Origin of the sequence: Legionella dresdenensis, from assembly GCF_042649825.1 — a bacterium.
GTDB classification, from domain to species: domain Bacteria; phylum Pseudomonadota; class Gammaproteobacteria; order Legionellales; family Legionellaceae; genus Legionella_C; species Legionella_C dresdenensis.
On record NZ_JBHSAB010000023.1, the window covers coordinates 127,590 to 146,645 of the forward strand.

Consider the following 19,056-nt stretch of genomic DNA (forward strand, 5'->3'; position numbering starts at 1 on the left):
TAGACTATTGATCTATTTTGGAACAAGCATATGGAAACGCATTCTATAAAAAGACTGACCTTGCCAACAACCCTTGCCAGCATTCTTCTATTGTTTGCAGCTGCTTTTATCTGGTCAGATAAAACGTATGCCGGCCCTCCTCAGCTGAAACCGCCACAGGTCGCCTGGCATCATCCGCCGCCTGCCGGCGTTTATTATTACCGGCCGGGCTATATGTATTACGGCCCACGTCATGGTACGTTCTGGGGTGGATGGAGCCCTTATTACAACCATGGCATGCTATGTCAGCGAAGTTGTCTTGTCGATCGCTGGAGCGGTACGCCTATCCGTTGTGTCAGCCGTTGTTTGTATGAGTAATTTGAGAAACCCTTGTTGGGTCAAACGACCCAACCTACTTGTCTCTGCACATTAATATCAGGAACCCCAAACCACCCAATGCCAGCGTTACCGGGATAATACCTACGCCGTAAACATAAGCCTTAGTTACTGTTGTACCGCCAAAGGTATCAACCACGAAACCAATAGTTGAATGGAACGCATAGCCAAAGCTCATGATGATCATGTTGGCAACGGCCGTGGTCAATCCGGCAACTTGTTCGGAAACATAAGTTGATGCTTTATAAATAGCGAGAATCTGATAAGCAGAGCAAACGCCGACAACAATGAAGCTGATAATAATGCTATCCATTGACAACAACTTGAAAACCAGAGCAAAGAAGACACTGGCCATGATTAATGCCGTGGCAAATATAACAGCCAGATAATTGCCATGCCTTTCCGCAACAAAGCTTAACGCAGGCGCGCCAAAGCACATACCAACGAAAATCATTGAGGGTAAATAACTTGCGGCTGTGGTATCAAAACCATATACCTGATGCAAGAAGCCTGAGCCCCATACATCGGCAAAGCCTTCCAGCGGTCCCACCATTAAGCCGGCACACAGGCAAAGGAAGATAACTTTTTTATTAGTAAATACTTCTTTGATATCGGCAACTATGGTGCTATTGCTGTTACCGGGTAAATCAGGAACAGTAAAATAAGTTACCAGCGCTAATAAACTGCCAAATATGGCAAAAATCTGGACTACGGGTTTATAACCTAAAGTACTGCACATATAACTTAAAGGCCCGCCGCCATAGATAGCTCCAATCAAACCGATTGTCACCGACAGGCTTAACATACGAGTGAAACGGTTTTCTGCGAAAATCATGCGAATAATTTTGAAAGTGCCCAAAATTGCCGCTGACGATCCCATACCAATCAGCAATCGTCCTATCACCGGATAAACCCAGTGACTTGCAAACAGGATAGGTAACAAACCAATTACGGTAAGCAGGATACAACCAGTCATTACCTTGCGCGGTCCGAATCGGTCGAGCATAATCCCTATGGGTAAATGCATTAAAGAATAGCCAATGTAGTAAATGCCTGAATACTGTCCAAATACAGTCGTATCGATATGAAATTGCTGGATTATATCGTTAAGCATGATATTGGGCATTACCCGCAAAATATATTGATAGGCATAAAACAAGGAAGCGATCATCCATATAACCCAGGCAACGGGATTTGATACAGGCATAATAAACTCTCTATTAATAATTGGTTCTAAGTAAAAGCTAATTTTTTTAAAAGAAAAGTAGTATCCGCCTTAGCGGAGGATGAGGCGCAGAAGGCTTTGATAAATTTGATAAGGCAAATTATGGCAATTTATCATGCGTAATTCTCGAAAATATAGCTGATGACCAGCTTTTATATTAAACAGCTTACGTAATAATTGCAATAGGTAGCGGCGGATGTATATCTCTCTGGCAGCTCTCTCTCTCCCATATGGCTTTGTTGAATAAAAAGTAGCCTTGATGCAGCGGAGCGTAATCAAGGTTTCTATCGCGCATGCATGCACTCATGCCTTGCAAGTTCAGAGCAAGTAATCCCTCTCCTCTAAAGGCTTTTTGCAAACACGCATGATGTCATCCTGACGCTCCCAGATGCCATCCCTGGCATCTGAGGGTTTGCAAAAAGCCTTTAGAGGAAAGGGATTACTGGAGAGACTTGTAAGGGTTCTTAATCTGATTCTTCTCGCAGGCTTTGCCAAATATTGATTTATTTAACAAAGCTTATCTGATGATGGCGTAATTGGTATATAATATACAAAGTGATAATTATTTAATCCAATCAAATGACTGACCTGACACGCTTATATTTAAAAGAAAAAACCAGCAAATTAAAATACAGTGCCACACCAAAAGGAAGCATCGACATTGACCGCTTGCTGAGAGGGCTGAGTTACTGGCGTACTAATTCGCCGGCGACCAAATTAAAACCGAAGGCTCTGGTATTAGCTGACTGGCGCGCTGGGAGTTGGTCTGAAGATAAAATAGAAAAAACCAAGCACCTGGTTAAAATACTACTGGAAAAACAATTTCCCATCTATATCTGGCAAGGATCCCATCTGTTAAAAATAACCACGGATAACATAGACCTGCTGGATGACAAGCGCATCAGGAAAAATATTACACCTGATCAGAATAAAGACATTATAAAAAAAACAGCGGCCGATTATAAGCTTGGTCACGATCAGGTTCATATTATTAATGATTATTGGCTTGATTACTTGCTTGAAGAACAGGATGATCCCGCGAAGCATAATCTTGACGTTCAGGATGTTCTGAACCATAACCCCCCCAAGGAATATAGCAGATTTAAAACTGATTTAAGTAAAAACCTGGCGGCAGTATTACCTGCAAGCATCCCTCCTGTTACCACAATAATCCATAGTCAGTTTAGCGATAATGCAAATGACCTAATCAAGCAACTAAATGGATTACTTCCCCAGGCAGAATGCCTGACGCAAATTAAAAGCCTTGAGCTTAACCAGACTAGCTTAATAATCCTCTTGCAAACAGGGACTCTTGTATACCATGGCTCGACATTTACCCTTGAACAGCTTGCTGATATTGAACAGCTAAAGCTGTCGCTTTTGGACAGTGAGGCAATGCCAGACCTGACTCAGCTTCTACTAAAAACCCCAAAACTAAAGACACTCATTTTCAATATACAGATAGATGATTTTAATTTAACAGAACGCACTATTCTTCCATGCCTTGAAAACATTATATTCAAAAACGGCGGTACAATAAACGATAATTTTATTGATAATCTGGTTGCGCCTAACGCTCAGAGCCTTAAAAAATTCAAGGCTCCTGATTGCGAGGTTAAAACCAATGGAAATACCATTCTTTCATTACCTAATATGGAAGAATTAAATTTTCAAAGTAGCGTCATCAATCGGGCTCAAATTCAGACATTCCTGACAGACTGCCCAAAGCTTAAAAAGATTAATCTCCTGCATTGCGCGCAGCTTAAGAGCGAACAAGAAATATTGGAAGCAACTGCTTTCACACAAGCCAATCTCAGCGCCAATAATTTGAATTTAGTACCTTTACTTAGAGGCCCGAACGTACTGGCTACAACTGGAATACTAACTACAGCTGAAGGAGAGTTTTTTTTACCGGATATTCAGGCTTATAAATGGCTATCCACGAATATTCCATTAATAGAATCACTGACTGAACGGCCCGCGATCAACCGTTTATCATTTAAGGACTGCCTTATTCCTGCAATGAGTTTACAGCTTCTTTTACGCGCCGCTCCCAATATTAAGCGTCTGGATATCTCCAGATGCCGAGGTTTGGCAGAGGCAGAGCTTACCGATTTTTCTTTAAATAAGCTTGAAGAACTCCAGATTACAAATACTCCTATTGCACCCGATCTCTTAAGAAAGATATTGAGCCAGGCTTCTAATTTGTGTGTACTTAGCTTAGAAAAAATAGAGGCGCCAGATTTAAATTTTAACTCTTTAAACCTGCAAAAATTAGAGCAGTTAACAATTAGCGAAACCAATCTTTCCATACAAAATCTGCAAAATATCCTGATTGGCACAACACGTCTCAAAAGACTTGACCTCAACAAGGTCGCTCTAGCCTCGGAAATGTTAAACAATCTCGATCTTGGTAACCTGGAAGAGCTCACCCTCCACGGCTGTGATATCAATGACGAAGCCTTATTAACTATTCTGGCTAAAGCGCCCAAATTATATAAAATTGAGATTATGTCATGCCCTGGTATCTCTGCCGAACTGAGTGCAAAGATTGAGAAGCAAGGATATAGTTACGACAACATTGACTATTTAGTAAATAAATTTAAAGATTGGATGCCGAAGGTATATTCTTCCTCAGAAACATCGCCAATACTCGAAAACAACCAGCACAAGCTCGATGCAGATACCAAACCCGATCCGAATAAAACATTTAAAGTAGAACGTATTTTTCATACCCTTGATGGCAGTCCAGCGCCTTCGGTGAATCACGATCGCAGAGCTGTATTTAATGCCTATAGTTTAAACCCCGATCCCTGCGTAGTTAAAGATGCTTTCAATTTATTTAACAGGGGTGGCCTTGACCTTATTGAACGGCCAATGGCTGCCTGTCAGGAAGATGTTTTTTTCTTCGGTAAATCGCTTCCTAAAGTTAAATACGGCCAGCGTTTTTACGGCAAACAAGTCTTAAACCTAACTCATGAATGGCAGGCTATTGGTTCCCGGTCAGCTAATGAAGTCATGACTCATTATCATGTCGATCCCGGGCCTGTAGAAATAGCCTATTCGCAACGAGACAATTTATATTATATTCGTACCAAAGGAAAACCAGTCGAGACTGTACTTGATTTTCTGATAGAAGTTCCCAACACTAACATTGCAGTGCCTAATGCAGTAAAAACACTGGCGAAAAAAATCAGAAAGTATCATGAAAAAGAACTAAAGCTGCCCTCCCATTCGCTAACAGGCAAGCAATATCTCGATGCCATTGAGCAACAGACAGCGGGCGCTTGCCGTCATCGCGCGCTTGCCTTTTGCCATCTGCTAAACAAGCAATATCCGGAAATTCAAACACGAATTGTAGATAATGATTGCCATACCTACGTGGAAACCCTCCATAATGGGCACTGGGTAGCGCATGATTTAGGCGGTTATCCCGCTAAACTGGAGATTCAGGACAACCTTAAACATAAGCCCCCGCCTGCTCGACAATCAACGCCCGATAATCCGATACAAGCAGCGAATGATTCTCCAGAATCGGCGCCTTCAACTGCCAAAACCGGCAGTCAGGCCAGGCAATGGTTAGAACGTTACTTCAAGACATGGGAAACGGAGACGATACCACTCACTGAGCCAGTTCCATTTTGCCAGACCTTATTAACCAATGAATATAAAAAACGACTGGTACGTTGCGATTCAAGCGAACAAGTCTCTACGCTGGGATTGGCATTACAGGCCCAGTGTAGTGCACGCTCGCGTCCGGTTTATTATGTCAATTCGCCAGAGGATTTGGCGTGTTCGGCTCCTTTTGTCAAACAACTAGGTGATAAAGGCGTTGTGACTAAAGGCCCTGGCGGACCTTTGTTTGATTTCTTACAAGCCAATCAGGATGCCGCCAATCCGCCAGTATTAATTGTTAATTATGATAATTTTGCTGCCGATGATTTAGTGCGCTTTAATAGTCTGCTCGATGACAAGCGCTATGCCGATGGCACTCCCCTGCCCAAAGGCGCTCTGGTAATCGGATTGCAGAATAGCAATAACCCTGATTGTTATGAGGGAGACGATTTTTATTCCCGTTTTGAGCAGCGTATCAAATGTACTGTGTCGTCCGAACGATTTAAAACTGCTTACCCTGCATTACACATATCGCATGAGAACCCAGACTACAATAAATCCATTCAGTTATTTGGTGCGCCAGACTGGAAGGAGCGCTTGCTTGGAAACTGGATAATTAAAGGGCAGGATTTGATTTACCGCCCCGGCAGTCTTGCCGAGGCCATTCAATCCGGTAAGCCGATCATTATCGAAAATGGTCCCTGGGATGATCCGGAATTTGTCAATTTCTGGCAACAGGCAAAAGTCCTTGGCGAAATCAGGCATGGCAATCAGGCGATAAAATTACCGGCTAATTTCTCAATAATTGCCACAGAAGGATATGACTGGGCGCCGTTGATAAATCATGTGCAGTGGCGTGAGGGTTTAAGTAACAATGCCATACCGTTAAATCCCGGCAGCTTTCATAACTTTTTACAACAATACGACTGTGATAACGCGCAGCTAACACTGCACACTATTTCGGGTATTATAGAAGCCTCAGCAAATAAAACGATTGCAGTAAACCTGACTCGCACGCTCAGTGAACAACATTGGGCAATGCTGTTAACAGAATGCCGGAAGCATAAGGTAGAGCTGGTTGTCCATTGCGCACCGGGGGTAATTTTACCGCCCGAACTTAATGCGCCAGCCATGAATCCGCCGCTTTATGAGGCGAATGCAGACCGCATCAAGGTCATTGAAAGCAGTGACATCGATACCAGTGTCGCAAACCTTCTCAGCGCTGATTCGGATACCGTTGTCATTGATATTTCCGAGTGTGCGCCGCATGAGTTAATTGAGCATATTGTTAACCTGCCGGATAAAGAAAAGCTGACTTTTCAATTCAGGAAGGAATTACGTGCATTGCCTCAGGCGTTGGCAGCGAACAAGAAGGTCATTCTAAAAGGCCGTTTCAGTGAAGAATTGGCTGATGCCCTGGCTCCCTGGCTACTCAATGCCGGTACTGATCAAATAACCCTGGTGACTGATAAGGCAAACTATTTTAACTATTTACCTGTAACAAGTCAGACCATAACAGCAGATGATAAACTGGCTGTACTGCAGAAAGAATATACTGATAATGAAATTGCGCAGTTAGATAATGAAATTGCGCTGTTAGATTCGGACTATTATGACAAGGAAGGGCTTTGCAGGTTAAAGGCACGGCTAAACTATTTACGCATCCATCGTGAACAAAACAGTGATAAGGCCTGGCAAGGCATGATGGATCTCCCCGTTTATACCAAATTACCGGATTTCGATTTAACTAACAGCGCTGCAGTTACCGCCGAGTTCAATGCAAACCGACTTAAAGCTGTTAATCAGGTTCTGTCCTCTTCACCCTACGCCCTCTTAACCGGCTTGACAGCGGTTGGAAAAACTACCTTTATCAAAAAAGTTTTAAAACCTTCTGGCGTAAAAGTTCACTATGGTGAAAACAGCCTGCTTGCATGGGCTAACGACCAATCCGACAAAGTTAAAGTCCTGTTTATTGATGAGGCTAATATTGGCAGCAATCACTGGTCTGCATTTGAAGGCTTATTTAATAATCCGCCGACTATCCTGATTGATGGCGTACTGCATCCATTAACAGACAAGCACAAAGTGATTTTTGCCGGCAATCCGCTTAGTTATGGCGGCGAACGCATCATGCCTGAGCTTTTTGAGCGTCATGGCAACGCGATTGTCTTTGATCCCTTGCCTCCGGAAGCCATTTATGAAGATAGCTTAAAACCTGTTTTCGCCAATACCTCCTGCGCCGAAAAAGCCGAAGCAATTGCCCATGATATTTTGGCAGTCTATCGCTTTCTGGTTGAGTGCTCTACTACTGAAATACTGATTTCGCCGCGCGAATTACAAATGATGGCGCTGTTAACTGCCAGCTATCATACCAAACACCCCGATAGCGACCCTGTCGTTGCAGCACAGCATTATGCATATCAAATAGGGCTTGCCTGTACCCCAGCGCATAAGAAAAACGAGTTTGAGGCCAAGTTTAAACCTGAAATACCCTTTGTCCACGCGCCAGCAGAGACTAATCCCGAGATAAAAACCAAATTTATTATTACGTCATCTCGCCAGCCGCTCTGCCAGCAACTGGATGACTTGCTCAATTTGTACGATTTTCGCCGGCGTGGAACTAATCGTGAGCAAAAGTTTGGCGGCTTGGGGGGGATTATTATCGAGGGTATGCCGGGAGTTGGTAAAACTGAACTGGTTATTAATCGTTTACTTACCCATGGTTTTAAAGAAGCGCACATCACGGATACGGTTGTGCCTGAAAAAGCGTTTTACCGTATGCCGGTAAGTATGTCGCCCGTCGAGATGGAAAAATTGTTTTTGCGGGCGTATCAGACTGGAGCAGTGGTCATTCCTGATGAAATCAACAGCGCCCCGATGATGGAACGTCTGAGGAATGATTTGCTGACAGGCAGATTACCTAACGGTAAAAAACTGGAACAGGCAGGCGGTCTCATGATTGGCACGCAAAATCCGATTACGCTGGCTGGCAGAAAAGCGACCGTAACGGCACTCGCACGGCGGATAATGAGTGCTGACCTCCTGCCGCATCCGCGCGAAGAAATGCTCGCTATCATTAAAGAAAAAGGAGTCCCTGATGGTCTGGCGCATGACATGGTGAATGTGTTTGAACAACAGGCGGCTTATGCACGCAAACATAACAAACAACCTGCACCGACTTTTCGTCATTTAACACGGCTGGCAAAAAATATAGTTAAAGGTAAAATTAAAGCGGAAGAAATCCTGGGTAAAAGCGTTGAAAATCAAGTCGCGTCTCCACCTTCCGAACCGGTATCAACATCCTTTTCACAACAGGATAAGCTAATTGATTTACTAACCAGAATTTGCAGCAACAACAAGTACTGGCGCGAACACACCCGGGTCGGCGCTAAACCCGCTGGCGTGAAACAAATTCAAATATTGTTGAATAAGGAAGAGAGCTCTCGCTTTCAGTTAATCAGCGCTTTGGCTGCAGAAAAATACAGCGCCCATTTTCAATTCTTCCATGCAGTATTTCGTGGCCGTGACGCGAAAACTAATGAGCTCTATCGTATTATACGCCAGCTTAAAAGTAACGACTCAACCACTATTGCCAAAGTCATAGATGATTTAGAGGCGTTTCAGCAACAGCAAACCGTTGCATCAACTAAACCTTTACCTTAAATAATGTTGGGTCAAACGGGTTTTACAGCCCATATTCGTTCGGCCTGAGGAAAATGCGGAGCATTTGTCTCGAAGGCTTGGCACTGTGCCACAGGCTTCGAGACAGCGCTAAAGCGCTTCCTCAGCCCGAACGATATTGTGAAATGTAGAAATTTAATTCTTAGCTTTACGGCCATGGGTCGTTTGACCCACATTTCTACCCACCTTTTTTGTTGACCAATAAGAACCCAGCCGGAGATCGGATGACGCTTTGGGGTTTTAGGTATATAATTCGATCAAATTTTTTGCCTTAGTCTGTAATTATGCCATCAACGCTGTTTAACTTTCCTGAATCCGACAAGAAACAAGCCTGGGGACAATTGTCAGGCTGCAGCCTTTCACTTGCACTGGCTGAATATTGCCGTCAGCATACTGGTATCAAACTGTTAATTGCGCCAGATAACCAGGTCGCGGCCCAGCTTTATGATGAGCTGCGTTTTTTCCTGGCCGATAATAACAACCAGCAAATTCTGCTTTTTCCTGACTGGGAAACCTTACCTTATGATCAATTTTCGCCCCATCAGGATATCATTTCAGAACGCTTGACCACATTGACCCGTTTGCAGCAAACGACAAATGCCATTGTTTTAAGCTCTGTCACTACCCTGATGCACAGGCTGTGCCCGCCACAGTTTCTACAACACCATGCCTTTGTCCTCCAGGAAGGCCAGACATTTGACATTGAGCATTTCAGAAACCGCCTGCAGCATGCAGGGTACTATGCAGTTAATAAAGTCCTTGAACATGGCGAGTTTGCTGTTCGCGGTTCCATTATTGACGTTTATCCCATGGGGAGCCCGGTTCCATTTCGCATTGAGTTATTTGATGATACGGTTGAAAGCTTGCGGCAATTTGATGTCGAAACGCAGCGAACTATTAGTAAAATCCCCAATATCGAAGTACTGCCTGCCCGTGAATTTCCCTTAAACGAAGCCAGTATAACCGCATTCAGGCGCCATTTCCGGGAGCAATTTTCCGGGAACCCAAGCCAATCGCCAATTTATGAAACCGTTAGCGAAGGCAAACTGCCGTCAGGTATTGAATATTATCTGCCGCTGTTTTTTGATCAGGCAGCAACAATTTTTGATTATTTGCCTGCCGATGCAACCGTCTTTACCATTGGCCCATTCCCGGAACAGGCAGAACACTATTGGCAGGAATTAACAACCCGCTACGAGCAGCGTTGTTATGATATTACAAGGCCTATCCTTAAACCTGAAATCTGTTTTCTCACTCCGACAGAAATTCTCACGCATGCGAATCAATACCTGCAAATACGCTGCTTTCACCAACCTGTAGAAAAAAAAGGCGTGGTTTGTAATTTTAAAACCAGCCCCGCGCCTTCGCTGCCGGTTGCACGCCAGGCGGAGCAGCCGCTGAAGAAACTGGCGGATTATCTGGCTCAACCCGGTCAGCGTTATCTTCTGGTCGCAGAAAGTGCGGGAAGACGGGAAGTTTTGCTTGATTTGATGAAGCAATCCGGTATTCGCGCCGCAGTGCAGCCGGACTGGCCGGCTTTTCTCGCCAGCAACGAACCGATTAATATCACTACCGGGCCTTTAATTGAAGGGGCTGAGCTGATTGATAGCCGCATTGCTATCATTGTTGAAGCGCAGCTCTTTGGAGAACAGGCCGTTCCCCAACGCCGTGCCAGCCAGAAAACGGTCGATCCGGATTTAATTATTCGCGATCTTGCCGAACTACAGTTGCAGGCACCGGTTGTTCATCTGCAATTTGGAGTCGGCCGCTATCAAGGATTAACAACGCTTGAATCAAATGGCATTACCAATGAGTTTCTTATTCTGTCTTATGCAGGCGGCGATCGCATCTATGTGCCGGTGACTTCATTGCATTGCATCAGCCGTTATACCGGATTGGACAGCGAACATGCTCCTTTACATAAGCTCGGCACCGACCTATGGCAAAAAGAAAAGAAAAAAGCTGCTGAAAAAATTCACGATGTCGCGATTGAATTATTGGAAATATATGCCAAACGCGAAGCTAAACCGGGCTTTGTGTATGAATATAATCAGCAGGAATATCAACGCTTTGCCAGCGGATTTCCGTTTACAGAAACTGCCGATCAGTTAAACGCGGTTGAGCAAATCATTAATGACATGAAATCGCCCCGCCCCATGGATCGCTTAATCTGTGGCGACGTGGGATTCGGTAAAACAGAAGTCGCTATGCGTGCTGCGTTTCTGGCGGTTCAAAACGGTAAACAGGTCTGCGTACTGGTTCCGACAACGCTGCTTGCCGGTCAACACTATGAAAATTTCCGCGATCGCTTTGCTGATTTCCCAATTAATATTGAATTGCTATCGCGTTTTCGCAGTGGAAAAGAAGCAGCTCAGGTTATTGATGGCCTGGCTACTGGCCGCGTTGATATTGTTATCGGAACCCACAAACTTTTTTCAAAAGACATTCAATTTAAAAATCTTGGTTTATTGATTATCGATGAAGAACATCGTTTTGGCGTCAAGCAAAAAGAACATATCAAAGCAATGCGGAACAATGTTGATATTTTATCGATGACAGCTACCCCTATTCCCCGTACATTAAATATGTCGTTAGCGGGCATCCGGGATATTTCACTTATTGCAACCCCGCCTGCCAAGCGTCTGGCAATCAAAACTTTCTGGCAGGAAAAAAACGATCGCATTGTCCGGGAAGCATTATTAAGGGAAATTTTGCGCGGCGGCCAAGTCTACTTTCTTCATAACAATGTCCAGACAATTGAGCGTATTTGCCAGGATTTACAAACGCTGGTCCCGGAAGCCAAAATCAGAAGCGCCCATGGCCAGATGCGCGAACGCGAGCTTGAACGGATTATGTCTGATTTTTACCACCATCGTTTTAACGTGCTGGTCTGTACAACTATCATTGAAACCGGAATTGATATTCCAACGGCAAACACGATTATCATTGACCGGGCCGATAAATTCGGCCTTGCCCAACTTCATCAATTACGCGGCCGGGTTGGCCGCTCCCATCATCAGGCTTACGCCTACCTGCTGACCCCGGACGCCAAGCTGTTAACGGCAGATGCGGTGAAAAGGCTTGAAGCCATTGTCTCATTGGAAGATCTGGGCGCAGGTTTCACGCTTGCAACCCATGATATGGAAATCCGCGGCGCCGGCGAACTTCTTGGTGAAGAGCAAAGCGGTAATATGCATGCAATAGGCTTTAGCCTGTTTATGGAAATGCTTGATAAGGCTGTTAGTGATCTGAAAGCAGGAAAAACTCCTGAACTGGCTGCGCCTATTCATCAGGGACCGGAAATTGATTTACGCATCAGCGCTATTTTACCATCCGATTACATAGGCGATATCCATACCCGGTTAATCATGTATAAACGAATTGCCAATGCTAAAAGCAAAGAACAATTAAACGACTTACAGGCAGAAATGGTTGATCGCTTTGGACTTTTACCGCCACCAGCGAAATATCTACTCATGGTGACTGAATTAAAGCTTCTCGCCAGCGAATTGGGCATAGGTAAAATCAGTGCGGCAGGTCAGCAAGGCAAGATCGAGTTTAATGAAACGCCTCAGCTTGATCCGGCAGTTATTATCAGTCTGATTCAAGTCCATGCCAAACGTTATCAGCTTGACGGCCCTACTCGCTTAAAGTTCTTGCTTGATGGCATCAGCCATGAAGAGCGGATCGTGGAGATTAAGCTGTTATTGATTAAATTGTCCGGTAATGGAGCCGAAAAGTCATAATAACAAAAAAATTTTGTCATTCCGTCTAAAACGGATATCTATTCTCAAGTTGGCTCTTTACCTTGTTTGATAGCTGACTTGCCATTAAGCTAAGGATGCTGTCATTCCCGCGCAGGCGGGAATCCATTTCTCAAGTTGGCTCCTTACTTGTTTGAGAGATGGATCCCCGCCTTCGCGGGGATGACATATTTTCTTAACTTAATGGCAGTGAATCTACGCTTCATTATATACACCAGAACGGTTATGATATATAATTGAACATACAAATCAATTATTACACGAAACCATGCCATCTACTTCTGTTCATTTACAAGTAAAGCAAGCCATAGATGCTCAGGATGCCGGCGCGCTCAAAGAATTATTAAACCAAAACCCGGGACTTGATCTTGATGATTTTACACCTAACCATCTATCGGCGTTATGGTTGGCGCTGAATCCGCCGGCTGGTAAAGGAGTTTCAGGAGCGGTTATTAAATGTTTGCTTGACACCGGGAGAATTAATCCTGCTCTCATGTATGACCGGGTAACGCCGCGGAATTTTGTTGCTACAGTCTATCCACAGGAAAAGTCAATACATAATCGTATTGAAAGGCTTGAAAATCGGTATGTACGGGAACATCGGGCCCGGCCCGGGGAAAGAGCCGATGAGAATGCAGGGCAGCGTTTTGCGGCCGATAGCCAAAATACCCATGATAGCGTGGTTGTAAAAGCAACCGATGACAGCATCGTTTCCCTTTACCAGCGTTATAACGGCTCTGCACAGCCTGACCAAAATCTGGAAGATTTTTTAAACCAATTACGGCCGGATGACGGACTCAGTGAACAAGAAATTATAGCGGCACGAAAAGCCTGCAGACGAATTATGAGACAGAGTGAAACCCGGGAGTATGAATTACCCTCTGAACAAAAAGTGCATTTAACGAACCGGCAAGTCCAGGAGCTACTCTGGCAAGCGGTCAATGACACTCGGCCGGAATCGTTTGTGTACGGTACTGATATGTCAGCATCAGAAACATTGGTACGCAAGCGTCTGTTCGCAAAACATTTGGCGATGTCTCAAAACGAGTATGGCCCTGATAATCCGGCATGCTGGATGGGAACCCGTAACCAGATGGTAAGCTGTATGGACGCCATACACTGTGATGTCCGTATCGCCCAAGAATTGCCAATCACCGAAGAGTCTATTGGCGAGCAATACACCGCCTACTGCAAAAGCCGGCTTGAAGAGCTGGCACGAAAAGCGCCTGACCTGTTTCGCGAATATTTGCACTATTATGCGCTTCGTGGATTACCTGGCGGATGCCGTTCGGATGAAGAGGCTCCAAAAGCTTTACAGGACTGGGTAACAAAAGTGCATGACCAGTTTGCTGATGCCGTGAAAAAAGAGTATCGCGACACTAAACCGGAAAAAAAGGAAATCAAGCCTGAGCAATTAGATTCCTTGTTAGCGAATTTACGCGATCCACTCTGTTTAGGGGAAGCCGGGGAACTGGAAACGTTATTAGTGCCCGGATTGAATCGCCTTTCAGCGCTACTGTTTACCCTGTTTGCGCAAGGGATGCCTCTGGGCGAGAAGTTATTTGGCGATACTAAAGCAACTGTCAGCGAGCATGTTCATCAATTGATAACAACTCATTGCGCCCGGGAGCAAACCCCGCCATCTGTAGCTTTTGTCCAGGCAATAGTCAGCGAAGTAGCGGATTATCTGCAGTCGGCAATTAACTCAGAGAGGTTAAAAAATGTTTTGCTGGAAAGCGAGAGCGCCAGCCTCTGGAAGCCTTTGTTTGATCAGTTTAATCCCGAACAAACAGCAGTTTTATTAAACAATCTCAAAGCCAAAGCGGTGCAATTACTGGAAATTGGTAAAAGAGTAACTGAACCCTGCTACTTTTGGCAGACCCTGGTCGAGGAGTTAAGCGAACGCTGGGGCAAAAAACATTCTTTAATTAAATGGCTTGGCACGTTGCCTGAATCGCTGCGCCAGCAATTTTTAAATAATATTGCGAGTAAATATGGCTACCCGCTCAATGCCATTGGCGAATCAGCGCTGATGGAAGAAGCATTTAGCCTTGGCCTTGCAGAAGGCTACCTCTCACACTTTAAAATCGGCAAGCCGATAACAATCCGCGACAGGGACTTGCGGGGCGTGGATTTAAAGCAGGTCGATTTAAGCAATATTGAGTTTGAAAATTGCGATTTACGGTGCACCTTTTTGTTTGACAACCCAACGCTTAAAGCCAGCCATATTGAAAAAAACCGGGTTGATGAACTATTTTGTCAGCATGCCGTACAGAACAAACGCTCTGATGCTTTAAAAATTGCGATGTCAACGACGAAAATAGCCCAGTTTTTGCAGGCAGGCTTAATAAAATTTCTTTGTCAAACATGGGCTTGGAGAGATGGCTTTATAACCATGATGGATTCTATTATTAACAGCCCCTATTTTAATAAAGAACTTTTTCTACAACATAAAGTACTTATAAATTCGGTAAAAAATGATGCGATACCTGACAATATAAAACTGGTATTAGAAAGCCGCTATTGCACCTCAGAAGCGTTTTGTGTTCGTGATGAACGAGGAACAATTGTTGATACGGTATTATTGCAAATCATAAGAAAAACATACCACTTTAATTATGAAAGAAATTTTAAATTACTTGATACTCTATTACAAAGTCCGAAATTGACGCCAGAAATATTTACTGCCCGGAGCTCTCAAGGCAATCTGTTTTTAAACAGTATTTATACAGCTTGTGCCTACTCCCCTGCCATTGTATATTTCTATACTCTTGTAACCCATAAATACACTACCAAGCAAATGGCAAGAGAAGCCATTAAGACAATCAATAGTAGAAACATTAAACTAGATAGTGCTCAAAAAGACTATTTAAACATTGTAAAAACGTACCTGCGATTACCCCAAAATTACAGCCGAATTTATAACGCAACTTCAGGTTCGAAGTTAGATAAGGCTTGTGCATTATTAAACGACTATACCAAAAATAACTCATCGAAGTTGCGCTTTTTATCCGGCCACTGGAATCGTCACTATATTAGCGATGTGAATAGAATTCTCCAGCAGGTTAATAATAGTGATATCACTACAGTTGATGCATTGCTTTCCGCTTTGTTTGCAGTTAATCCCGCTAACAGAGCCGGCTCATTGAGCGCACGGATAATATTTATTATGAATGAGCGTAATAAAGCATTGCCTGCTCAGGCTATCGCTGACGCGCCTGATGCTGATGCGGCTCCTGGACTGCAAATGTGTTGATCTGGTTTTATAGCTGAATAAACCTTCATTATATACACCAGATCTGTTTTGATATATAATTAATCAAACAAATCAATTTTTACACGAAACCATGCCATCTACTTCTGTTCATTTACAAGTAAAGCAAGCCATAGATGCTCAGGATACCGGCGCGCTCAAAGAATTATTAAACCAAAACCCGGGGCTTGATCTTGAGGATTTTACACCTAATCACCTCTCGGCGTTATGGTTGGCGCTGAATCCGCCGGCTGGTAAAGGTATTTCAGGAGCAGTTATAGAATGTTTGCTTGACACCGGCAGAATTAATCCTGCTCTCATGTATGACTGGGTAACGCCACGGGTCTTTGTTGCTACAGTCTATCCACAGGAAAGGACGATACATCATCGTATTCGATGGCGTGAAAATCAGTACATTCAGGAACATCGGGCCCGACCCGGGGCAAGAGCCGATGAGAATGCAGGGCAGCGTTTTGCAGCCGATCGCCAAAATACCCATGATAGCGTGGTTGTAAAAGCAACCGATGACAGCATCGTTTCCCTTTACCAGCGTTATAACGGCTCTGCACAGCCTGACCAAAGTCTGGAAGATTTTTTAAACCAATTACTGCCGGATGACGGGCTCAGTGAGCAAGAAATTATAGCGGCACAAAAAGCCTGCAGACGAATTATGAGACAGAGTGAAACCCGGGAGTATGAATTACCCTCTAAACAAAAAGTGCATTTAACGAACCGGCAAGTCCAGGAGCTACTCTGGCAAGCGGTCAATGATACGCGGCCGGAAGCCTTTGTGCACGGTACTGATATGTCGGCATCAGAAACATTGATACGCAAGCGTCTGTTCGCAAAACATTTGGCAATGTCTCAAAACGAGTATGGCCCTGATAATCCGGCATGCTGGATGGGAACCCGTAACCAGATGGTAAGCTGTATGGACGCCATACACTGTGATGTCCGTATCGCCCAAGAATTGCCAATCACCGAAGAATCTATTGGCGAGCATTACACCGCCTACTGCAAAAGCCGGCTTGAAGAGCTGGCACGAAGAGAGCCTGACCTGTTTCGCGAGTATTTACGCTATTATGCGTTGCGTGGATTACCTGGAGGATGTCGCCTGGAAGAGACAGTGCCAGAGGCGTTAAAGGACTGGGTAACACAAGTGCATGACCAGTTTGCTGATACCGTGAGAACAGAGTATCGCGACACTAAACCGGAAAAAAAGCAAATCGAGCCTGAGAAATTGGATTCCCTGTTAGATTATTTACGCGATCCACTCTGTTTAGGGGAAGCCGGGGAACTGGAAACGTTACTAGTGCCCGGATTGAACCATCTTTCAGCGCTACTGTTTACCCTGTTTGCGCAAGGGATGCCTCTGGGCGATAAATTATTTGGCGATAGTAAAGCGGCTGTCAGCGAGTATGTTCATCAATTGATTACCGCTCATTGCGCCCGGAAGCAAACCCCGCCCTCTGTAGCTTTTGTGCAGACAATAGCCAGCGAAGCAGCGGATTATCTGCAGTCAGCCATTATCCCTGAGAGGTTAAAAAACCTTTTGCTGGAAAGCGAGAGCGCCAGTCTCTGGAAGCCTTTGTTTGATCAGTTGAATCCAGAACAAACAGCAGTTTTATTAAACAATCTCAGCGCGAAAGCGGTGCAATTACTGGCCATTGGTCAAAGAGTAACCGAACCCTGCTGCTTTTGGCAAACCCTGGTCGAGGAGTTAAGCGAACGCTGGGGCCAAGAGCATTCTTTCATTAAATGGCTTGGCACGTTGCCTGAATCGCTGCGCCAGCAATTTTTAAATAATATTGCGATTAAATATGGCTACCCGCTCAATGCCATTGGCGAGTCAGCGCTGATGGAAGAAGCATTTAGCCTTGGCCTTGCAGAAGGCTACCTCTCACACTTTAAAATCGGCAAGCCGATAACAATCCGGGGCAGAGACTTGCGGGGCGTTGATTTAAAGCAGGTCGATTTAAGCAATATTGAGTTTGAAAATTGCGACTTACGGTGCACCTTTTTGTTTGGCAACCCAACGCTTAAAGCCAGCCATATTGAAAATAATCGGGTTGATGAACTATTTTGTCATCATGCCGTACAGAACAAACGCTCTGATACTTTAAAAATTGCAATGTCAACGCCGAAAATAGTCCAGTTTTTGCAGGCAGGCTTAATAAAATTTCTTTGCGAAAGCTGGGCCTGGAGACAAAGCCTTATAATGCCCATGATGGATTCTATTATTAACAGCCCCTATTTTAATAAAGAACTTTTTTTACAACATAAGGTACTTATAAATTTGATAAAAAATAGAGCGATACCCGACGTTATAAAGCTGGCTTTAGAAAGCCGCAATTGCACCTCGGACGCGCTTTATGTTCGTGATGAACGAGGAACAATTATTGATACGGTATTATTGGATACATTAAGCAGGCTACTTATGACCGAAAGGGATAGAGAAATATTTAACTATCTATTAGAAAGTCCGAAATTGACGCCAGAAATATTTACTGCCAGGAACTCACAGGGCAATCTGTTTTCATACAAAATTTTTACAGCTCGTTACTACTTCTCTACCATCGAATCTTTCTATAACCTTGTAACCCATAAATACACTACCGAGCAAATGGCAAAAGAAGCCATTGATATAATCAATAGTAGAATCAAGAGGCTAAACAGTCATCAAAAAAACTATCTGAACATTTTAAAAACGTACCTGCGATTACCCCAAAATTACAGCCGAATTTATAACGCAGCTTCAGGTTCTGACTTAGATAAGGCTTGTGCATTATTAAAAGACTATGCCAAAAATAATTCATCAACGTTGCGCTTTTTATCTGGCCACTGGAATCGCCACTATATTAGCGATGTGAATAGAGTTCTCAGGCGGGTGAATAATAAAGAAATTAACACAGTCGATGAATTGCTTACCGTTTTGCTCGCAGTTAAACCCGCTAACAGAGCCGGCTCATTGAGCGCACGGATAATATTTATTATGAAAGAGCATAATAAAGCATTGCCTGCTCAGGCTATCGCTGACGCGCCTGATGCTGATGCGGCTCCTCCCGCTGACCTGCAAATGCGTTGAACAGTGAAGCTTTAAAGCCATTATCCCCGCCAGGGGGCTTGTTGAATAAATCAAGATA

6 protein-coding genes are annotated in these 19,056 nt (G+C 44.2%); 5 read left to right on the forward strand and 1 reads right to left on the reverse strand.

Annotation, left to right across the window (positions count from 1 at the left end):
* Positions 1-30: 30 nt before the first annotated feature.
* The gene (locus ACFORL_RS09740; protein ID WP_382343487.1) at positions 31-357 is read left to right on the forward strand and encodes a hypothetical protein; all 327 of its coding nucleotides are present in this window, start codon (positions 31-33) and stop codon (positions 355-357) included.
* Positions 358-391: 34 nt separating this feature from the next.
* Here the strand turns inward: ACFORL_RS09740 and ACFORL_RS09745 are convergent, their stop codons facing one another.
* On the reverse strand, positions 392-1,582 hold the full coding sequence (locus ACFORL_RS09745) for an MFS transporter (protein WP_382343489.1): 1,191 nt from the start codon (positions 1,580-1,582) through the stop codon (positions 392-394).
* A 597-nt stretch (positions 1,583-2,179) separates the two neighbouring features.
* On the opposite strand from ACFORL_RS09745, the gene ACFORL_RS09750 reads away from it, so the two are divergent.
* From ACFORL_RS09750 to ACFORL_RS09765, 4 genes are all read left to right on the forward strand, one after another.
* Positions 2,180-8,878, forward strand: coding sequence for a hypothetical protein (locus tag ACFORL_RS09750; protein ID WP_382343491.1), 6,699 nt, complete (start codon positions 2,180-2,182; stop codon positions 8,876-8,878).
* A 302-nt stretch (positions 8,879-9,180) separates the two neighbouring features.
* A complete protein-coding gene (gene mfd / locus ACFORL_RS09755) occupies positions 9,181-12,642 on the forward strand; it encodes a transcription-repair coupling factor (RefSeq protein WP_382343493.1) in 3,462 nt (1,153 codons plus the stop codon).
* A gap of 286 nt (positions 12,643-12,928) precedes the next feature.
* A complete protein-coding gene (locus ACFORL_RS09760) occupies positions 12,929-15,916 on the forward strand; it encodes a DUF5617 domain-containing protein (RefSeq protein ID WP_382343495.1) in 2,988 nt (995 codons plus the stop codon).
* Positions 15,917-16,007: 91 nt separating this feature from the next.
* Positions 16,008-18,998: a DUF5617 domain-containing protein gene (locus ACFORL_RS09765; RefSeq protein ID WP_382343497.1), complete on the forward strand. Its 2,991-nt coding sequence runs from the start codon at positions 16,008-16,010 to the stop codon at positions 18,996-18,998.
* The last annotated feature ends 58 nt before the right edge of the window (positions 18,999-19,056 follow it).